The organism is Lentibacillus halodurans, assembly GCF_900112045.1.
Lineage (GTDB): Bacteria > Bacillota > Bacilli > Bacillales > Amphibacillaceae > Lentibacillus > Lentibacillus halodurans.
Window position 1 is genome coordinate 134476 of sequence record NZ_FOJW01000009.1, and the last position, 19541, is coordinate 154016.

The following is a 19541-nucleotide window of genomic DNA, read 5'->3' on the forward strand; positions in this document are numbered from 1 at the left end:
CAAATTGAATACGAAGGACCATTTAATGGAACAGTATTTTACAGATAGATATAGGGAGGGCGCTTTTGTGGCAAGTAAACCTAAAATTAAAATTGTTGATGATACGGAATTGCGACAAGAAATTGAGAAGAACACTGATCTTATTAGTCAAGTCAACCTAGCCAAATGGGCAATTAATGTTGCAAAACACGTGCTTCCGTATCTTGAAAAGGAATTTTCGGACAACGAAAAAATAGCAAATGGATTTAAATTTAACGAGTTATGGCAAAAAGGAGAAGCAACCGTTCATCAAGTTAGACAAGCGGGTTATAAAGTCCATGAAGCAGCCAGGGAATATAAAAGTGAAACGGCAAAAGCAGCTGCAAGATCTGTTGGACAGGCTGTTGGTGTTGATCATATGAGAGGTCATGCAATGATGGCTACAGATTATGCAATTATTACAATTAATCTCGCTTTTAATAATGACATGTATAAGATAACAAAAGAAAGAGAATGGCAATTGCAAGAACTGAATAAGTACGACAAAGGCGAAATCTCCAGATGATTTCCCTGTTCCGGTATACCAGCTAATATCAGAAAAGACTGGCTGACCTCATAATACGAACTGGCGCAAGAATGGAATAAGTATAAATGTTAAAGGTAAATTGAGGCATAAAGTTAAAAAAAAGATCTATTGTATATGGACTTAATCCAACTAAATGTCCTGGTATTTTCTTTCCCATAAATGTCCCCTCTTACAACTACTATCGAAAGAGGTTGTGAAAAGGGGGGCATGGAAAATAAATTTTTGATTTTTTCTTTAGGAACATTTCAAAAGATTCATGTTAGAAAGAGTTTATAGAAGAATTATGCTTGCATTAACAGGTATTTATTAGTGTTCAACTAACGGGTAGTAGGTTTGAACAAGAATATTATAAAATATAATTAACAAATAGTGTTATATACAGAGTGGAAGTGGTTTTCTATATCTAAAACATTTAAACTTGTTTTAGTAGTTGGGCTGTCTTACTTCGGCATATTTTGTGAAATTCTTATATTACTAATAAACGGAGGGGCATGATGGATATTAAAATTGATAATTTAACTGGACCTGAAATCATTGAATTGATAAAGGAGCATCATTTAGATATGGCATTAAATTCTCCACCCGAAAGCATACACGCACTAAATTTTGATCAATTGCGAAGACCGGAGATCACCTTCTGGAGTGTATGGGAAGGAAGTGAATTACTCGGTTGTGGTGCGCTTAAAGAGCTTAATAAGCAACACGGTGAAATAAAGTCAATGCGAACTGCTACTAAACATCTAAGAAAAGGTGTTGCAAAACGAATGCTCGAGCACATAATTGAGGAAGGAAAAATACGCGGGTATTCTAGGTTGAGTTTAGAAACAGGCTCAATGAATGCTTTTGAACCTGCTAGAAGGTTATATGGCAGTTTTGGGTTTGAATATTGTCATCCATTTTCAGATTACAAAAAAGACCCTAATAGTGTCTTTATGACGAAGGTATTATAAAGTCAATATCTTATTTTTTACTAAGGGTGCATTAGTGGAATAACGATCTTACGCAATTGGCCGCTTCTGTGGTAATGATCAACAACTTTACTTCCGCAAATCACAGTGCAATACTTCGTGATCATTGTGAAATTTTTTTGCTAAAGCCGCATTCAACGTAAGAATACGGCTTCACATCGTTAAAAGGGAAAAGACTTTATTTTCATCTTACATAAATGGCAAACTAGTTTTTTACGTGACACAACATATTATGATTTCCTCACAGACCTCAGCTCAGCAATGAATGCCTGTGTTTCAGATGCGCTAAGCTGTCCTTTTTGTTTCACCATATCATACATAAATTTGATGTCTTCGTACTTGTCAATATCATAGTCTTCCGCATCCATCAATTCGGGATTGACAACACTTAACTGTTCTGTCAGTTCGTCAAGCATAAATTTCAGGTTTTCCTGTGTCGGATTTTCCAGATTCATATGAACACCCCCTTGAAATAGTTCCATAAAAGCCCATAAAAGCTTATGTATTGGATTAAGTCTTCTTTTGTGCTTCTCTTTATGATAAAATAAATGCGTTAAAATGCCAACCGGGAAAGAATAAGTGTTCAAAAAGAAGATAACAATGATCTGCCGCCTACGTTCGCGACGTCCTCGAAAAAGGATAGCACTTTTTCTTCGTGCGATGTATCGTTGCCGGAGTTTTCCTTGTCCTGTCGTAACGCCGGCACTGGTACATCCTGTAGTCGAAAGTTCGAGGCGGTGTAGCTTTGCGTAGCGGGGCGGGCTTTCAAACGATGTGGTTACTTCCGCGTTGTCCACAGGATGTGGGCGGCTTTAGCAGAAGATCCTCCATCGACGTGTCATTTTTACCGGATTTTTTGAACAACCTTCTTAATGTACATATTTTGGACAATCCCTGAAAGACACTAGGAGAATGTTTATGTATTTGAAACGATTGGAAAGTGTGGGCTTTAAATCATTTGCTGAACGGATCAATGTTGATTTTGTTCCAGGTGTAACAGCTGTGGTTGGCCCGAATGGAAGCGGAAAAAGCAATATTACCGATGCGATTAGATGGGTGCTTGGTGAACAGTCTGCACGGTCATTGCGCGGTTCGAAAATGGAAGACGTCATTTTCCAGGGCAGTGACACGAGGCGGGCACTCAATGTTGCGGAGGTTACGCTGGTATTGGAGAACAATGACAAAGCATTGCCGCTTGACTATGAGGAAGTCAGTGTCACCAGACGTGTTTATCGCTCCGGTGAAAGTGAATTTTATATCAATAAACAATCCTGTCGCCTGAAAGACATTGTCGATCTTTTTATGGACTCGGGACTTGGGCGTGAAGCATTCTCGATTATCAGTCAGGGAAAAGTCGAGGAGATACTCAGTTCCAAAGCGGATGAACGGCGCACTATTTTTGAAGAAGCTGCCGGTGTTTTAAAGTATAAGCAGCGCAAGAAGAAGGCCGAGTATAAATTAGCGGAAACACAAGAAAACTTAAATCGTGTGGAAGATATCATCCACGAAATTGAACAGCAAATCGAACCGCTTAAAGAGCAGGCGGAAACAGCACGCAAATATTTGGATAAAAAAGAACAATTAAAACAGCAGGAAATTTCTTTGCTTATTACTGAGATTGAACAGCTTCATGGCGAATGGCAGGCATTGCTGGATGAATTGGAAAAAGAAAAAACGGATGAATGGAATCAGAAAACAGCCATTCAAACAAAACAAGCCGAGCTGGAACAGGAACGGCAGAAACTGCAGAAATTGGATGAAGAAATTGAACAGCTGCAGGCGAATCTGCTGTCAACCACACAAGAGCTTGAGCAATACGAAGGGAAAAAGCAAGTATTCAATGAACGGACGAAACACTTTTCTGAGAACAAAGAAAAATTGGAAGGGCAGAAAAAAGAAACGGCAGAACGGATCGAGATGCTCGAATATGAACTCAGTCAGGAAAATGAAAAGCTCACATCACTGCAGAAAAGCCGCGATGAAACAAAAGAGCAAGTGAAGAGCCTGGAAACAAAGCTAACAACGGAGAAAGAAAATATTGCCGAACAAATCGAGGAGCTGAAGTCAGATTATATTGAGTATTTGAATGAACAGGCCGCCAAACGGAATGAAAAGCAATCGATTCATCAGCAGCTTCAGCAAATTTCCGGCAAAAAGGAAAAGCAGGCGGAAAAATTTGAAGATCTGCTTGAGGAACGGAAAGAACTCAGCACCAAAACGGAAAAGCTGCAATCTGATTACGATCAGCAAGAAGAGATGTATCAAGCGAAGTCTCAGGCAGTACAACAGATGAAAGATGACCTGACAAATAAACGCAGTGCTTTTCAGGAAGCACAGACAAAACTGTATCAGGGTTATCAGTATATTGAAAAGCTGAAGTCGAAAAAAGAAATGCTGGAAGATATGAAAGAAGATTTTCAAGGTTTTTTCTACGGGGTGAAAGCAGTTCTCAAAGCCCGGGAGGAAAAGAAACTTGACGGTATCCACGGAGCTGTAATTGAGCTAATTGATGTCCCGAAACAATATATTACCGCCATCGAGACGGTATTGGGCGGTCAGGCACAGCATGTCGTGGTCAATGATGATCAGGCAGCACGTCAAGCGATTAGCTGGTTGAAAAAGACAAACAGCGGCAGAGCCACCTTTTTGCCGCTCAGTTCCATCCAGACAAGGTTTGTTCCGAATGATATGCTTGCGAAAGCGAAGAACCATTCCGGCTTTGTCGGTGTTGCCGGTGACCTTGTGTCGGCACCATCTGAATTTCAAAAAGCGGTTAGCCATTTAATGGGACACGTTCTTATTACCAAAACAATAAAAGATGCCAATGAAGTTGCAGGAATCCTCAAGCGAAAACACCGTGTGGTCACACTTGAGGGTGATGTGGTCAACCCAGGCGGCTCCATGTCCGGCGGGGCACAGAAAAAATCAAAGCAATCGTTATTTACAAGGGAAAAAGATTTACAGGAAGTGACCGAAAAACTCGAGGATTTCCAGCAAAAAGCAAACGCCTTTGAACAGCAGGTTAAGGATCAAAAGCAGCAGATCAGCCAGCTTGAGCAGGGGATTGCGGCTGAAGAAGAAGAAATCAACAAGGAACAGGAAAAACTGCAGGAAATTCGCGCATCCTTCAAAGAAGCCGAAATGAAACTCACATCATTGAATGATAATCTTGCAATATACGATCAGGATAAACAGCAGTTTGATCAGGATAAAAGCGACCTGCAATCACGCGACGAACAACTGACAAAAGAACTCGATACCATTTCTGGGCAGCTGGAAACAACGCAGCAGCAAATCGATAAGCTGTCTGAGCAAGAGAAAACTTTCCAGGAGAATCAGGATCAGCTGAAAAAAGAGTTCCAGAAGGCACAAGTTGCTTTGGCCGAACAGGAAGAACGCCTGAAGAACCAGCGTGAAAAGACAAATAGCTTACAGACACAGTTAAGTGATTATCAGGAGCAATACGAGATTTATGCCAATGACCTGAACGAGCTGTTGGATATGCAGCATTCAGAAGACTCCGAAGAGGAAATTGAAGCCAATATTTCCGCAGCAAAAGAGCATAAAGATACGATTACAGCGAAAATTCAGGAAATGCGCGCCAATCGGTCCGAACGCACACAGTTCATGCAGGATCAGGATCGTGAACTCAAGGAAGAAAACAAGAAACATCAGGCATTTAAGGAAGCGATACAGGAAAAAGAAGTCAAAACAAACCGTCTTGATGTCGAGCTGGAGAACCGCCTGTCCAAACTGCAGACTGATTACACCATGACATTTGAAAAGGCTAAACAAGACTATGATAAGACGGATAATATTGAAGAAACGCAACAAATGGTGGAGCAAATCAAACAGGCCATCGACCAATTGGGCACGGTTAATCTCGGGGCAATCGACGAGTATGACCGTATTTCCGAGCGATATGATTTTCTGTCCGAGCAGCAAAACGACCTTGTCGAGGCAAAACAGACGTTGCATTCGGTTATTGCGGAAATGGATGAAGAAATGGAAAAACGCTTTGGCGACACGTTCGGACAGATTAAAGAAGAATTTGCCGTTGTCTTCAAACAATTATTCGGAGGCGGCAAGGCTGAACTGAAACTGACCGATCCAAAAAATCTGCTTGATACCGGTGTGGAAATCATCGCTCAGCCCCCAGGCAAAAAACTGCAGCATCTTGGATTGCTATCAGGCGGTGAGCGGGCATTGACGGCGATAGCCTTGCTCTTTGCGATACTGCGCGTCCGTCCGGTGCCATTCTGTGTACTGGATGAGGTTGAAGCAGCCCTTGATGAAGCAAATGTTGTCCGGTTTGCCAAATATTTGAAAACATACAGTGAAAATACACAATTTATTGTTATTACGCATCGCAAGGGAACGATGGAAGAGTCGGATGTCCTGTATGGTGTCACGATGCAGGAGTCCGGTGTGTCACGTCTAGTTTCAGTCCGCCTGGAGGAAACCGAAGAGCTGATCAACGCGTAAGGAGGTATTCGTTTATATGGGATTCATGGATAAACTGAAAGGTAAATTCAGACAGAACGAAGAAGAAACAGAAGACGTTTCTAAAAAATATAAACAAGGCATGGAGAAAACACGCCATTCTTTTTCAGGCAAAATCAATGATCTGATCGCCCGTTACCGCAAAGTGGATGAAGATTTTTTTGAAGAACTGGAAGAAGTGCTGATATCGGCGGATGTCGGTGTCAATACGGTGATGAGTTTAGTTGATGAACTGAAAATGGAAGTGAAGCGACAAAATATCAAGGACACGAAGGAAATGAAAGATGTCATTTCCGAAAAACTGGTCGAGATCTACTATGGAGATGACGATGAAGAAGTGGAAGAGTTGAATTTGCAGGAAGACGGATTGTCTGTCATTCTCGTCGTGGGTGTGAATGGTGTCGGCAAAACAACTTCAATCGGCAAGCTTGCGCATCAATTAAAACGGGAAGGCAAAAACGTTGTGCTCGCTGCTGGTGATACATTCCGTGCCGGAGCTATTGAACAACTGGATATCTGGGGCGAACGGGCCGATGCTGACGTCATTAAACAAAGTGAAGGCAGTGATCCGGCCGCTGTTATTTTCGATGGAATCAAGTCGGCAAAATCGCGTAATGCTGATGTGCTGATCTGTGACACTGCCGGCAGACTGCAAAATAAGGTGAATTTAATGAATGAGCTTGCCAAAGTAAAACGGGTTATTGAACGGGAAATACCGGGTGCACCGCATGAGGTATTGATGGTGCTGGATGCGACAACCGGCCAGAATGCCTTGAGCCAGGCGAAGACATTTTCCGAGGCAACCGATGTTTCCGGGATTGTCTTGACGAAATTGGATGGTACAGCTAAAGGCGGGATTGTATTGGCAATCCGAAATGAGCTGCAAATCCCAGTCAAATTCGCCGGTCTGGGTGAAAAAATCGAAGACCTGCAAAAGTTTGACGCGCACGCATTTGTCTATGGGTTATTTGCGGATCTGCTTGAAGATGATGCTGAATGATGGTAAACTTTTTGTAAAGAGATTTCACTTAACAAGATGCTGAATTCCTATCTGCTAAAGGGGTGAATGAATTGCTGGAAAAAACAACACGAGTCAATTACTTATTTGACTTTTATCAGTCACTGCTGACCCCTAAACAACGGAATTATATGGATATGTACTATCGTGAAGACTACTCACTTGGTGAAATTTCCGATCTGTTGCAGGTTTCACGGCAGGCCGTTTATGATAACATCAGGAGAACCGAAAAGATGCTCGAATCCTATGAAACAAAATTAGGGTTATATGACAAATTTCAAAAGCGCGCCGCTATCTTGGACAGGATGGATAGTGCGGCTGGAAATAGTGAAATGCAGGCTTTTATCCATCAACTAAAAGAATTAGAGTAGGGGGACACCTTCTTATGGCATTTGAAGGATTGGCCGACCGTTTACAGCGTACGATGAAAAAAATCACCGGTAAAGGAAAGGTTTCCGAGCAGGATGTAAAGGAAATGACGCGTGAAGTCCGTCTGGCCCTGCTGGAAGCAGATGTTAACTTCAAGGTTGTCAAAGATTTGATTAAACGTATTAAAGAACGTGCCATCGGCCAGGAAGTAATGGAAAGCCTAACACCTGGACAGCAAGTCATTAAAGTTGTGAAAGAGGAATTGTCCGAACTGATGGGCGGAGAACAAAGCAAGATCGCTGTCGCTGATCGCCCGCCAACCGTCATCATGATGGCCGGTCTGCAAGGTGCCGGTAAAACGACAACAAGCGGCAAATTGGCCAACCATTTACGGAAGAAACATAATCGATCACCGCTATTGGTTGCAGCCGACGTTTACCGCCCGGCAGCGATCGACCAGCTGGAAACAGTTGGTGAGCAGCTTGGCATGCCTGTCTTTTCCAAAGGTACGGACGCAAACCCGGTTGATATAGCACAGGAAGCACTTGAAAAGGCAAAGGAAGAACACAATGATTATGTCATCATTGATACTGCAGGCCGGCTGCATGTTGATGAAAACCTGATGGACGAACTGGATCAGATTAAAGCAGCGGTCAAACCCGATGAAGTTTTCCTTGTTGTCGACGCCATGACCGGTCAGGATGCCGTCAATGTTGCCGAAAGTTTTAATGATCAGCTCGAAATCTCCGGAGTCGTCCTGACAAAACTTGACGGTGACACACGCGGGGGTGCGGCACTGTCCATTAAAGCGGTCACCGACAAACCGATCAAGTTTGCCGGCATGGGTGAAAAGCTTGATCAGCTGGAACCGTTCCACCCGGAAGGCATGGCATCACGGATCCTTGGCATGGGTGACGTATTAAGTCTGATTGAAAAAGCCGAAACGAACGTCAATGAAAAACAGGCTAAAGAGCTCGAAGAAAAAATGCGTACGATGTCATTCACGTTTGATGATTTTCTGGAACAAATGGGCCAGGTGAAACAAATGGGGCCGCTGGAAGATCTGATGAACATGATTCCTGGCGCCAATAAGATGAAAGGCCTGAAAAATGCACAGATTGATGAAAAACAGCTTGTTTATATAGAGGCAATCATTCAGTCAATGACTAAAGACGAACGGCAGGACCCAAGCTTGATGAACGCCAGCCGAAAGAAACGGATCGCTAAAGGTTCCGGAACGTCTGTATCTCAGGTGAACCGATTATTAAAACAATTTAATGAAATGAAGAAAATGATGAAGCAAATGACGAACATGCCAAAAGGCAAAAAAGGAAAAGGCATGAACCTGCCGTTTATGTAAATTGGAAAATCAGGCATTCACTCCGTCTTTCTGGGAAATGCCAAAATTAGAGGAAATCAGCGAAATAGCCAATTTCAGGTAACTATTAATTTCATCTGGTCTGTAATGGAAAAACACTTTACAGACATTAATCTTTCTGTTAGAATCTAAAACTGTGAAACAAAAGGTATTGGAGGTGACATCATGGCAGTAAAAATCCGTATGAAGCGTATGGGGGCAAAACGTAATCCATATTACCGTATTGTCGTGGCTGATTCACGGTCACCGAGAGATGGGCGTTTTATTGAACAAATTGGAACGTATAATCCTGTTGTAAATCCGGTGGAAGTTTCGATCAATGAAGAAAAAGCACTGGACTGGATGACAAAAGGTGCCAAACCGAGTGACACAGTCCGTAATCTTTTCTCCAAACAAGGCATCATGAAAAAATTTCACAAACAGAAAAATTAATCGTAAAGTAGTGTGATATCATGAAAGCCCTGATTGAAACCATTGTAACACCATTAGTTGATTATCCTGATGACATCGTTGTGACGGAGACAGAAGAAGATTCAAAAATTGTCTATCATCTGACCGTCAACCAGAACTATGTCGGTAAGGTGATCGGGAAAAACGGACGGATTGCCAAGGCGATACGTACGGTTGTCTATGCAGCCAAAACCGAAACAAATAAACGTATTTATTTAGATATTATGTAAAGGGAGAGGACATACCTTTCCCTTTTTACAAATTGAATAGATTTATCTCTATACCAAGATCGTTTAGAGAGCGGGGAACCATTATGCAAATCATTAAAAAGGTCCTTATCAAACAAATCGTTACAGAGAAAAGCAAGGAAAAATTACGGAACAGTTTTAATGACCATAAAATGCGGCTTGAACAAGAGTGTCAACAATTAAGGTTTGAACAGCGCAAACTGGAAAATAAACGAAGCATGTCAAAGCAGGAGCTGTCCCAGCGATTTCAGCAGGAAATTAAAAATCGCAGAGAAAAGATCAAGCTCATTGACTTTAAAATGGAACAGCTCGATATCATGGAGATTGGCAGTGACATTACTGAAAAAGAAGTTGAGGCTCTTGTTGAGGTCAAAGAAGGTTCGCATTGGAATGAAATTATGGAAGAAACGGCGATTGTCATAAAAGATGATGTCGTCGTCCGCATTGATGAATAGCAGGTGATGGCAGTATGACAGAAATGTTTAACGTAGGCAAAATCGTAAATACACATGGTGTAAAAGGCGAGGTGAAAGTACACCGGATCACTGATTTTGATGACCGGTTTGAGAAAGGTAACAGGTTGATCCTGCAAAAGGAAAACGGTCAAGAGCTGGAACTGGAAATTGATGGTCACCGCATTCATAAGGGATTCGACCTGGTTCACTTTAAAGACTATGACAATATCAACGATGTCGAGCATTTTAAAGGACGTTACCTGACAATCAGTAAACACCAACTGACCGAATTAGACGAAAATGAATTCTATTATCATGAAATCATCGGCAGTCATGTTTATCTGACAAATGGTGAATATATCGGCGCTATCAAGGAAATCCTGGCTCCAGGTGCAAATGATGTGTGGGTCGTACAACGGGAAAAAGGAAAAGATGTGCTGGTCCCTTATATTGAAGATGTGGTGAAACAAGTCGACGTTTCCGCTGAAAAAGTGGTTATCGAACCAATGGAAGGACTGCTTGACTGATGCATATCGATGTTCTGACGTTATTTCCGGAAATGATATCAGGTGTTTTCAATGCTTCGATTTTAAAAAAGGCACAGGAAAAAGAAAAATTCAGTTATAACCTGGTCAATTTCCGTGACTACTCGGAAAACAAACATATGAAAGTGGACGATTATCCGTATGGCGGCGGTGCAGGCATGGTCCTGACACCGCAGCCGGTATTTGATGCAGTGGATGCTGTCGCAAATGATAAACAGACAGACCCGCGGGTGATTTTAATGTGTCCCCAGGGAGAGACGTATAACCAGCAGAAAGCACAAGAATTGGCTGAAGAAGATCACTTGGTTTTCATTTGCGGCCATTATGAAGGCTATGATGAACGGATCAGGGAACATCTCGTGACGGATGAGATATCAATCGGTGATTATGTCCTGACCGGCGGTGAGCTTGGTGCGATGGTTGTGATTGATAGTGTAGTGAGACTGTTGCCGGATGTACTTGGCAACGAAGAATCTGCACCGGAAGATTCCTTTTCCACTGGGCTTCTGGAACATCCGCACTACACACGCCCTGCTGACTTCCGCGGCATGAAAGTCCCGGACATACTGTTATCAGGTGATCATGCCAAAATTGCCGAATGGCGCAGGAGAGAGTCGCTGAAACGGACGTATGAACGGCGGAAGGATTTATTTGATGAGAAGTGCCTATCTGAAGCGGATAAAAAAATACTGGGTAAAAAATAGTATTGAACTCACTGTGTTATTATGATATATTTATGATTGTGCTTAAGTACGTTTTGAGCGCGTAAAAACGATGTTCCGCTGTCCGTAGTGAGATAAGAGCATTGGTTTGGAAGGAGTGAAGCAGGATGCAAAACATTATCGAAGAAGTGACAAAAGATCAGCTTCGTACAGATCATCCTGATTTCCGCCCGGGTGACACTGTGAAAGTTCACGTTAAAGTTGTTGAAGGCACCCGTGAACGTATTCAGGTGTTTGAAGGTGTTGTTATCAAACGTCAGGGCGGTGGAATCAGTGAAACATTTACAGTAAGAAAGCTTTCTTACGGTATTGGTGTTGAGCGTACATTCCCGCTGCATTCACCACGCATTGCGAAAATTGAAGTTTCCCGTCGTGGTATTGTTCGCCGTGCGAAACTGTACTATCTTCGTAATCTGCGCGGAAAAGCAGCACGTATTAAAGAACGTCGCTAATCCGGCCATTAAACCTGTTATTGGAAAGGGGCTTGTTGTATTCATGCAAGCTCCTTTTTGCTTTTGAAGGTTGTTTCAATATTTACCGGAACGGCATGGTATACTAAAGATATACAGTTAAGATAAGCTATACATATATTGTTGCAGGCGGTGGGAATATATGGAGAAACTGAAAAGTGAATGGTTTGACTGGATAAAGGCGTTATTAATCGCATTTGGTCTGTTTTTTGTCATCCGGACTTTCTTTTTTGCCCCGATTGTGGTCGACGGCCCATCCATGATGCCAACACTGCATGATGGTGATCAAATGATTGTCAATAAATTTCTTTATCAAATGAAGGAGCCTGAACGATTTGACATTGTCGTATTCCATGCTTCTGATCGCAAGGATTTCATTAAACGGGTTGTTGGTCTGCCGGGCGAACATGTTGCAGTGGAGAATGATACGTTATATATTGATGGCGAAAAGGTGGAGGAGCCTTTTTTGCAGGAACAAAAGGAAAAAATGTCATCCTACCAGACAATGACAGGCGATTTTCAGCTTGAGAACCTTCCGGGGGAATATGAAACAATTCCCGAAAACCACGTGCTGGTGCTGGGAGATAATCGGAAAAATTCAACGGACAGTCGGATACTGGGGCTTGTTTCGATGGATCAAATGGTCGGAAAAACAAGTCTGATCTATTGGCCGTTTGATCGGATTCAGATATTACATGATTAGGATGATTCAGAAATGACGATACAATGGTTTCCGGGACATATGGCAAAAGCAAAACGTGAAGTGGAAGAGAAATTGAAATTGGCTGATTTCGTTATGGAACTTGTGGATGCGAGGGCGCCGCTATCAGCTCAAAACCCAATACTGCAGGATGTTTTGCAGCAGAAACCCAAAATGATCGTCATGATGAAAAAAGACCTTGCCGATGATAAGATTTCAGCAGAATGGCTTGCTTATTTTAATGATCAGGGAATTTCTGCTATGGCGATCAATGTCAATGACAAAGCTGACATAAAACGTGTTGTCCAAAAAGGTAAAGAGCTTGGTCAAGCTAAAATGGACAAACTGAAGGAAAAGGGTGTTAATCCTCGTCCTGTGCGTGCCATGATTCTCGGTATTCCGAATGTCGGAAAATCGACATTGATCAACCGCCTGGCAAATAAGAAAATTGCACAAATCGGGGATAAACCGGGTGTCACCAAGAAGCAGCAATGGATTAAAGTGAAAAATGATTTTGAACTGCTTGATACACCGGGAATACTATGGCCTAAGTTTGACGATGAATTGGTCGGTTACCGGCTGGCGGCTATTGGTACCATTAAAGATCAGCTGTTGCCGCTGGATGATGTTGTTGCATTTGTCATTCGGTATATGCAGCAACATTATCCGGAGCAATTGGAGGAACGTTACGGAATTGAAGATGAGAGCGCAGATATGTGGGATATATTCGTTTTCATCGGCAAACAGCGTGGAGCACTGGAAAGTGGCGGGAACGTCAATTTTGATAAAGTAGCCGATCTGGTCATCCGTGATCTTCGGACAGGAAAATTGGGTGATATTACGCTTGAGACACCCCCGGATCATGCTTGAAATTACGGGAGTGTCTTTTTTTCTAACAGTACACCCGCTGCATTGATTATACCTTTACTGGCTCTTCTAGTTTCTTCAATTCGCTGCCTAAAAATTTGGCAACTTCAAGCATTCCATATTTCCCGTGTTTCGCTTCGGCGTCACTATTATAGTTCGTATTCGTATTCATATCATACGTATACATGTTGCCATCCTTATCCTCAATAAATTCGATTCCTGCAATTTGAATATCATTCGCCGCAAGCACACGCTTATATTTTTGCAGAATAGGATGATCAAATCCGTCAATGATTTGAAACTTGGAATCACTTGATGCTTCCTCACCTGCCGGACAGAATAAATCGTCAATGGTACATGCATCGGCCGGACATAGCTCAAAGCCTTCTGATGTATCGACACGGACGGCATAAACAAACTTGCCGCCGACAAATTCACAGCGTGTAATGAAAGACTGAGGGGATTGTATATATTCCTGAATTAATGTGACCCCATCCACTGGCTCCTCAAAACGCTCGCTTTCCACATAATCCTTAAGGGCATCTGCGGACTGGAATAGCTGCACACCAAGTCCCTTTCCAGCACGGTTATGCTTTGTAATAAACTGCTTGCCTTCAAATGCTTTCGCAGCTTCCAGTAATTCGTTTTTTCCAACTGCTGCAATCGTTTTGGGTGTTTGAATGCCGTATTTCTCAAGCTCTAAATATTGCAGCACTTTACTGACTTCCAGCTGCAGTGCATGACTGCCATTAATCACCTTTCTGCCATGATGCTCAAGCCATGCCAATACAGCATTTGTCAATTCCGCAGAAAAGCGATTTCCCCTAGTGTGAGAAGATGCACTCATCCGATTATAGAATATGCCCTCTGGCGGTTTTGAGTAAAGGTCGACTGTTCCGTTCGTCAGCAGCCAATTTTCATAGGGAAGATTAAGCTCTTCCAATCGTTTGATTAAATGATCCGTCCATTCATGATTTTCGTGTAACACATATATTTTCTGCATTTCAATCCCTCCGAATTAATGGTTGGTATATGCTGCTCGTAATTCTTCCACTTTAGGCATGACATCTTGTGAAAAACGTTCTAATTCCTCCAGTTGTGGGGAACATTGCAATAATAGCAAGTCAACACCTGCATTTTCGAATTCCAGGACTTGTTTGGCAATTTGTTCAGCAGTGCCAACAAGGTTTGGACGTAAGCCTCTGTTGGATACCGAATAATCCTGCAGTTGAATTTGTTGCTCCAGTTGTGATTTGGACGTGAAATCCTTAAATCCGGCATAACCGCTTGTATCTTTTACGGTTGTAATCCTTTCGAGTTCTGACTGTGCTTCCGCTTCTGTATCACGACAGATAACGTATGCTGCCATACCAAACGATTTTAGCGGCGCGTTACCAGCCTCCCCTCTTCGTTCTTTCATATCAGCAATTTTTTCTCTGGCTTCTTCTACTGTGTGCCCGTGCAGGACATAGGCATCACAAAGAGAAGTTATGACCTGTTTTCCTTTTTCGCTCTCTCCGCCTGCATACAAAATCGGATTAGGACGCTGAACGGGTTTTGGTGATAATTTTGTGTTTTCAATTTGATAAAATTTACCATCATATGAAAACGTTTCTTCCTCCCATAGTCCCTTCAAAATTTCCAGGAATTCCGTTGTCCGGTCATAGCGCTCATCGTGTTCCGTAAATTCTCCGCCATACTGTTTCGCCTCTTCTGCCCACCAGCCGGAAACAATATTCAAGGTGAATCGGCCATTACTAATGTGGTCGATATTGGCTGCCATTTTTGCTGTAACGGCTGGATTATGGAACACGGGGCGCACCGCTGTCATAATTTCAATGTTTTCCGTTACAGCCGCAAGTCCTGCTGCAGTTGACCATGCTTCCAGTGCATCAGCATCTGTTCCTTTAATATCGTTTAGGTATAGTTCAGCAATCAATGATGTATCATAGCCCCATTTTTCGGCAGACTGAATCACATTTTTTGCATAATCAAATGTTGGCGGCATTCCCTCATCCTCCACATTCCTAAGCCATCCTCCAAAAATGGGCAGCCAAAAGCCGTATCTCATAAGTTCTACGCTCCTTTTAAGTTATCGTTGGATAAAAAACAAAAAACTCTTTTCTGAATAAGAAAAGAGTTTATGATGCATATCATCTTTTCTTATCTTCCAAGCAAACAACGCTTGATGGAATTGGCACAGTATTCCCATATAAGAACCTGTTGCCGAGGGTTCAGCGGGCCATATCCCTCCACCTCTCTGGATAAGAAACTAATCCTATTGATTTAATTGTATTTATATTATGATAAATAATTCGATCTGTCAATTATTTGCCGCAGCAAATTTCCCTCATATTTTTTGAATAAGCGTGAAAGCCCAAGAAATATATCTGAGGATGGATTTTAAAAAATAGCAGAATATTTATGTATAAAGTACTTATAGCAAAAAACCTGAAACGATTTTGTTCACTTTCTTGACAGGAGAGCAAAATACGTATTGTTTTTAAGAATTGTGTGTCATTTAGTGTCTCTGAAATGATCACTGCATATATGGTAAAATAGATTATAATTCTGCCATATTCAGGCTTAGTAGCTATGAAAATAAAACTTGGAAAAGCAATTGAAGTGGGCAAATGGACTGAATAGATTTTCCTATTCACTCTTACATAATCGAGCCGATATAAATACTATAGAATGCAGGTGATCAATTTGGAACAACAATCGATAGCAGTTCTGAAACAATTATTTGAAGCAGATAAATTGGATGAAACGTACATAAATAAACTGAAATCGGATGAGCGAAAAGGCGTACAACAGCTGATTGAACGATATGAAAGACAACAGTTAAAAGAAAAAGCATTGGAAGAAAATTTTATTCGAATGTCCCAATATGAACAAAAGCGTTATGCTGAAGGGTGTCATTATATCGCCGGGATGGATGAGGCAGGTCGCGTTATATGACTTTAGAAAAGAGTGTCTAACTTAAAGATATATTACCACAAATTTGTTTGACTAACTATGGGTTATTGTCTAGAATGAATATAGATATATGTCACCTAAAAGGGTGATTTTTTTTTATTAATTGGGTGGTGCTTTGAGGTTTGTGGGGAGCAAAGGTAAGTAATATATTATTGAAAGGTAAGACTCTATCCCTATTGGAGTTAATTTATCGTGTAGAACTTGCAGCAATGTTGTCCCATAAGATATGTGAATTTGTTTTAGTAAAGGTTGAAAGCAATACTGGAAAAATCTGATACTTTATATATAATTGTGTCAGAAGGCTACATAGAATATAACCTAAAATTCATATTGATATAAAGCAGGTTAAGGTACTAAGTAATTAAAAGGGGAGTTATGTGTAATGTTTGTATGTGGAGTGGATGAAACAGGGAGGGGTTCGGCAATTTCAGGGGTATGGGTTTCAGCGTGTATTCTTGATCCCGACAAATCTATTGAGGGTTTAAAAGATTCAAAGAAACTTTCTGCTAAACGACGGGAAGAGCTGGCTGAAGAAATTAAAGATAAAGCTCTTAGCTGGAGTATAGAAGTAGCTTCCCTTGAAGAAGTAGAAACTCTTAATGTCTTGAATGCAACACTTCTTGCAATGAGAAGGGCTGTAGAAGGGTTATATATTAAGCCTAATAAAGTGTTTGTCGATGGGAATCAATTACCTGACATTGATATTCCAGCTGAGGCTATTGTTAAGGGGGACGATTTGGTTCCTGCCATAAGTGCAGCTTCTATTTTAGCTAAAGTCGAACGGGATAAAGTAATGAAGGAATTGCACCAGATATACCCCCAATATGGTATTGATAAACACAAAGGTTATTTAACAAAAAATCATATGTTGGCGTTACAGGAATATGGACCTTGTCCTGCCCATCGAAAAACATATGCTCCTGTTCGCAGGTTATTAGAGAAACAATTGGAGTTGTTCTGATGGCAAAAAAAGCGAATCTAAAGAAAACTGTAGTAAAACCTGCTGATAAACCTTCAAAGGCCGATTCTCTAACGCTGGATGTTTCCAAGAAGTCCATTCTTTCAAGGGCTGCTACAAGAGAGTATTTGCCTTCTGTATCATATGTAAATGATTATCTGGTAAAGGATAGAGGAAAAGCATCTACCAAAACAGTTGATTTCTCTGAATTAGTCCATAAATATCCAAAATATAAGTCCTTAATTGAGCAGCTTATCGCAGGCATGAACGAAACAATAGTACCGAATTGTAGCCTAACAACTATTGAGGATACAACTCAAGGAATAAGGATTTTTCTTGAGTTTCTTAACAGTGACAAGAATTTGAGTAATAATTATGTAACAAATCTAAATGACATTAACATAATAGTAGCTAAATCATTCTCTAACTACTTACGGAGTACCTACCCGAAGGACACTCGTTCCCGCAAATGGTTTGCAGCAATTAGACGAATTGTTCAACGATTACAAGAGCTATTTCCAAAGGACCCATCAATAGGGTTGAGTTTTTCTTGGCCTACTGGTCCGGGAAAAAATGATGGTACAGTTGAAGGCTATCATCCCAGAGAAATGAAAGAGCTTATTGATGCTTGCATAGAGGATATAAAGATTATCAAGAGTTTTCATAAGGCGTATTTAAGACTTGATGAAGAGCTTGTGACTGAAGATTGGAATTTAGAGAACCTTATGTGTTTTCTTCATGATGGCTTGATAAGAAATGAAGAAAGTCGTTTAAAGCAAAAGCAATCTAAAAAAGCTTGGATTAAAAAGCTTATACGTAGCGCTCCAAATGCTCAGAAAGTAATTGCGGAACTAGGATACACAATTGAACAGATACAAGATTTATACATACAAAGAGGATTGGAACTAGCTTCCCGTGGGCGTTCCCCATTTGCGACTCGAATCTCTCAACGCCCTGATCAAGAAAGAGCTATAGCACAATTCAATTTAGGTCTAGGGACGTTAAAGAAACGGTTCCCACTATTCCCTTATTATTTGCCTATTAATGAGGCTAAGGGTTTGTTAAATAGCAACAATGTTGATAACTCTACAATTTTAAAAGCTAAAGATCCTTTGGCATACATGGTTAACCGTGCTATATTCAATAGTTGTCGTAAGATTAAATTCATGGACGGAACTTTAGGGAAAATGGCAGTCCACGCCGCAAAACACTTTGTAAGTGATACTTTATATCCATTTTTCCTTCTTGCTTTAATAAATACGGGGTGGAATGTTGAAAGTTTACTCTCTATAAGTGATGATGTGGATGCGCATGTAACGCCAGATTTAATTGATCCCGAAAATTATGTGATAATTCACGGAAGGAAAATACGCGGTTCAAATGATAGGAAATTTTCAAAAGTTACACGTCGCTCGAACAAAAACAAAATGTTAGACACTTATCAGCTGCTCAAATATGTTGAAAGCATAATTACCAAATATAAGGATAGTCCTTATTACAGACCGGGGTTTTTATGGCAATTTACTATACCTGAATCTCAAAAAGATATTATTTCATCATTCAATGAACAACCATATTTTACATTAGTTAGTAAAAGATTTACCGAGCGTCATAACTTTAAATATTTTTCAGATACAACCGGTATTTCTCATCCCAAGGTAAGATCTGGGTATGTATCAATTAAACAACTTATGGGTGAAACTGAACGGGAACTCGGTGAAGATCTAAGTCAAAAAGACAAAGGTTCTATAGAACATTATATATCTGATGAAAGTACTAATTTTGTACTTGATTTAGCAATAAAAGAGATTCAAAAGCAATTTGTTAAAGATCTGACTAATTATAAAGTTCGGTTAGTGGAGTCAACATCCCTTAGATCCCTTCGTAGCGCCATCAATGATGCAAAGACGGAGCAAGAGAAGTTGAAACTAATAAAAAAAGAATCAGTAAAACATCACTTGGATGAAAATACGATAATACACCTACTAGATGCAGGTTCGCAAAAATATATTCTTGCTTGTGAAGACGCTACGAACCCATCGTGGCCGGGCTGGGAAGATTATGTTGGTGAAGGTAAAAAATGTAGATATTTTAACAAGTGCGCCCTTTGTAGACAAGCTATTGTATTCCCAGAGGCCTTGCCATATATTGCACGACGGATTTTAGATTTGGATAAATTAAAAAAGTCACATAGTTCTTCTGAATGGGTACTTAAATACGGTGATGAGTATGACGCATGGAATCAAATTTTGGAATATTGGAACAACAAGGAACAAGTAAAAAATGCATGGGAATTGGCTAGGATGGGTTTTGTCGTATTGCCACAGATAATGAGAGGTGTATAGA

The 19541-nt window shown here is 41.0% G+C and carries 20 protein-coding genes and 1 riboswitch; of the genes, 17 read left to right on the forward strand and 3 right to left on the reverse strand.

Annotated features, from left to right (window positions below; translation table 11 throughout):
* Nucleotides 1-67 precede the first annotated feature (67 nt).
* Nucleotides 68-544: a putative immunity protein gene (locus tag BM195_RS12120; protein WP_139224000.1), complete on the forward strand. Its 477-nt coding sequence runs from the start codon at nt 68-70 to the stop codon at nt 542-544.
* A gap of 515 nt (nt 545-1059) precedes the next feature.
* Nucleotides 1060-1515 (forward strand): GNAT family N-acetyltransferase, encoded by a 456-nt coding sequence (locus BM195_RS12125; protein ID WP_090238490.1) that lies wholly within the window; start codon nt 1060-1062, stop codon nt 1513-1515.
* 248 nt (nt 1516-1763) lie between these two features.
* On the opposite strand, the gene BM195_RS12130 is transcribed toward BM195_RS12125, so the two are convergent.
* Entirely contained in the window at nt 1764-1988 is a 225-nt protein-coding gene (locus BM195_RS12130) for a DUF1128 domain-containing protein (protein ID WP_090238493.1), read from the reverse strand.
* 463 nt (nt 1989-2451) lie between these two features.
* Here BM195_RS12130 and smc point away from each other — a divergent pair, with 463 nt between their 5' ends.
* From smc to ylqF, 12 genes are all read left to right on the forward strand, one after another.
* Nucleotides 2452-6018 (forward strand): chromosome segregation protein SMC, encoded by a 3567-nt coding sequence (gene smc / locus BM195_RS12135; protein WP_090238496.1) that lies wholly within the window; start codon nt 2452-2454, stop codon nt 6016-6018.
* A 16-nt stretch (nt 6019-6034) separates the two neighbouring features.
* On the forward strand, nt 6035-7036 hold the full coding sequence (ftsY, locus tag BM195_RS12140) for a signal recognition particle-docking protein FtsY (protein ID WP_090238499.1): 1002 nt from the start codon (nt 6035-6037) through the stop codon (nt 7034-7036).
* Nucleotides 7037-7107: 71 nt separating this feature from the next.
* Nucleotides 7108-7425 (forward strand): putative DNA-binding protein, encoded by a 318-nt coding sequence (locus BM195_RS12145; RefSeq protein WP_090238502.1) that lies wholly within the window; start codon nt 7108-7110, stop codon nt 7423-7425.
* A gap of 14 nt (nt 7426-7439) precedes the next feature.
* On the forward strand, nt 7440-8783 hold the full coding sequence (ffh, locus tag BM195_RS12150) for a signal recognition particle protein (protein ID WP_090238504.1): 1344 nt from the start codon (nt 7440-7442) through the stop codon (nt 8781-8783).
* Nucleotides 8784-8966: 183 nt separating this feature from the next.
* Nucleotides 8967-9233, forward strand: coding sequence for a 30S ribosomal protein S16 (rpsP, locus tag BM195_RS12155; RefSeq protein WP_090238507.1), 267 nt, complete (start codon nt 8967-8969; stop codon nt 9231-9233).
* A gap of 20 nt (nt 9234-9253) precedes the next feature.
* Entirely contained in the window at nt 9254-9481 is a 228-nt protein-coding gene (locus tag BM195_RS12160) for a KH domain-containing protein (RefSeq protein ID WP_090238510.1), read from the forward strand.
* An 83-nt stretch (nt 9482-9564) separates the two neighbouring features.
* Nucleotides 9565-9954, forward strand: a complete 390-nt coding sequence (locus BM195_RS12165; RefSeq protein ID WP_090238513.1) for a YlqD family protein — start codon at nt 9565-9567, stop codon at nt 9952-9954.
* A gap of 14 nt (nt 9955-9968) precedes the next feature.
* Nucleotides 9969-10481 carry a ribosome maturation factor RimM gene (rimM, locus tag BM195_RS12170; RefSeq protein WP_090238515.1) on the forward strand — a complete coding sequence of 171 codons (513 nt, stop codon included), beginning with the start codon at nt 9969-9971 and terminating at the stop codon, nt 10479-10481.
* Nucleotides 10481-11203 (forward strand): tRNA (guanosine(37)-N1)-methyltransferase TrmD, encoded by a 723-nt coding sequence (gene trmD, locus BM195_RS12175; RefSeq protein ID WP_090238518.1) that lies wholly within the window; start codon nt 10481-10483, stop codon nt 11201-11203. The genes rimM and trmD overlap by 1 nt, the downstream gene beginning before the upstream one ends.
* A 125-nt stretch (nt 11204-11328) precedes the next feature.
* Nucleotides 11329-11673, forward strand: coding sequence for a 50S ribosomal protein L19 (gene rplS, locus BM195_RS12180; protein WP_090238521.1), 345 nt, complete (start codon nt 11329-11331; stop codon nt 11671-11673).
* Between the two features lie 160 nt (nt 11674-11833).
* On the forward strand, nt 11834-12394 hold the full coding sequence (gene lepB / locus BM195_RS12185) for a signal peptidase I (protein ID WP_090238523.1): 561 nt from the start codon (nt 11834-11836) through the stop codon (nt 12392-12394).
* Nucleotides 12395-12406: 12 nt separating this feature from the next.
* Nucleotides 12407-13261: a ribosome biogenesis GTPase YlqF gene (gene ylqF / locus BM195_RS12190; protein ID WP_090238527.1), complete on the forward strand. Its 855-nt coding sequence runs from the start codon at nt 12407-12409 to the stop codon at nt 13259-13261.
* 46 nt (nt 13262-13307) lie between these two features.
* Here the strand turns inward: ylqF and BM195_RS12195 are convergent, their stop codons facing one another.
* Nucleotides 13308-14261, reverse strand: coding sequence for an ATP-grasp domain-containing protein (locus BM195_RS12195; RefSeq protein WP_090238530.1), 954 nt, complete (start codon nt 14259-14261; stop codon nt 13308-13310).
* Between the two features lie 15 nt (nt 14262-14276).
* On the reverse strand, nt 14277-15329 hold the full coding sequence (locus BM195_RS12200; RefSeq protein WP_090238533.1) for an LLM class flavin-dependent oxidoreductase: 1053 nt from the start codon (nt 15327-15329) through the stop codon (nt 14277-14279).
* Between the two features lie 89 nt (nt 15330-15418).
* Nucleotides 15419-15529, reverse strand: a riboswitch (SAM riboswitch).
* 438 nt (nt 15530-15967) lie between these two features.
* On the opposite strand from BM195_RS12200, the gene BM195_RS12205 reads away from it, so the two are divergent.
* From BM195_RS12205 to BM195_RS12215, 3 genes are all read left to right on the forward strand, one after another.
* The gene (locus BM195_RS12205; protein WP_211772925.1) at nt 15968-16219 is read left to right on the forward strand and encodes a hypothetical protein; all 252 of its coding nucleotides are present in this window, start codon (nt 15968-15970) and stop codon (nt 16217-16219) included.
* Nucleotides 16220-16619: 400 nt separating this feature from the next.
* Nucleotides 16620-17198, forward strand: coding sequence for a ribonuclease HII (gene rnhB, locus BM195_RS12210; protein ID WP_090238535.1), 579 nt, complete (start codon nt 16620-16622; stop codon nt 17196-17198).
* The gene (locus tag BM195_RS12215; RefSeq protein WP_090238538.1) at nt 17198-19540 is read left to right on the forward strand and encodes a hypothetical protein; all 2343 of its coding nucleotides are present in this window, start codon (nt 17198-17200) and stop codon (nt 19538-19540) included. Before rnhB ends, BM195_RS12215 begins: the two co-directional genes overlap by 1 nt.
* The last annotated feature ends 1 nt before the right edge of the window (nt 19541 follow it).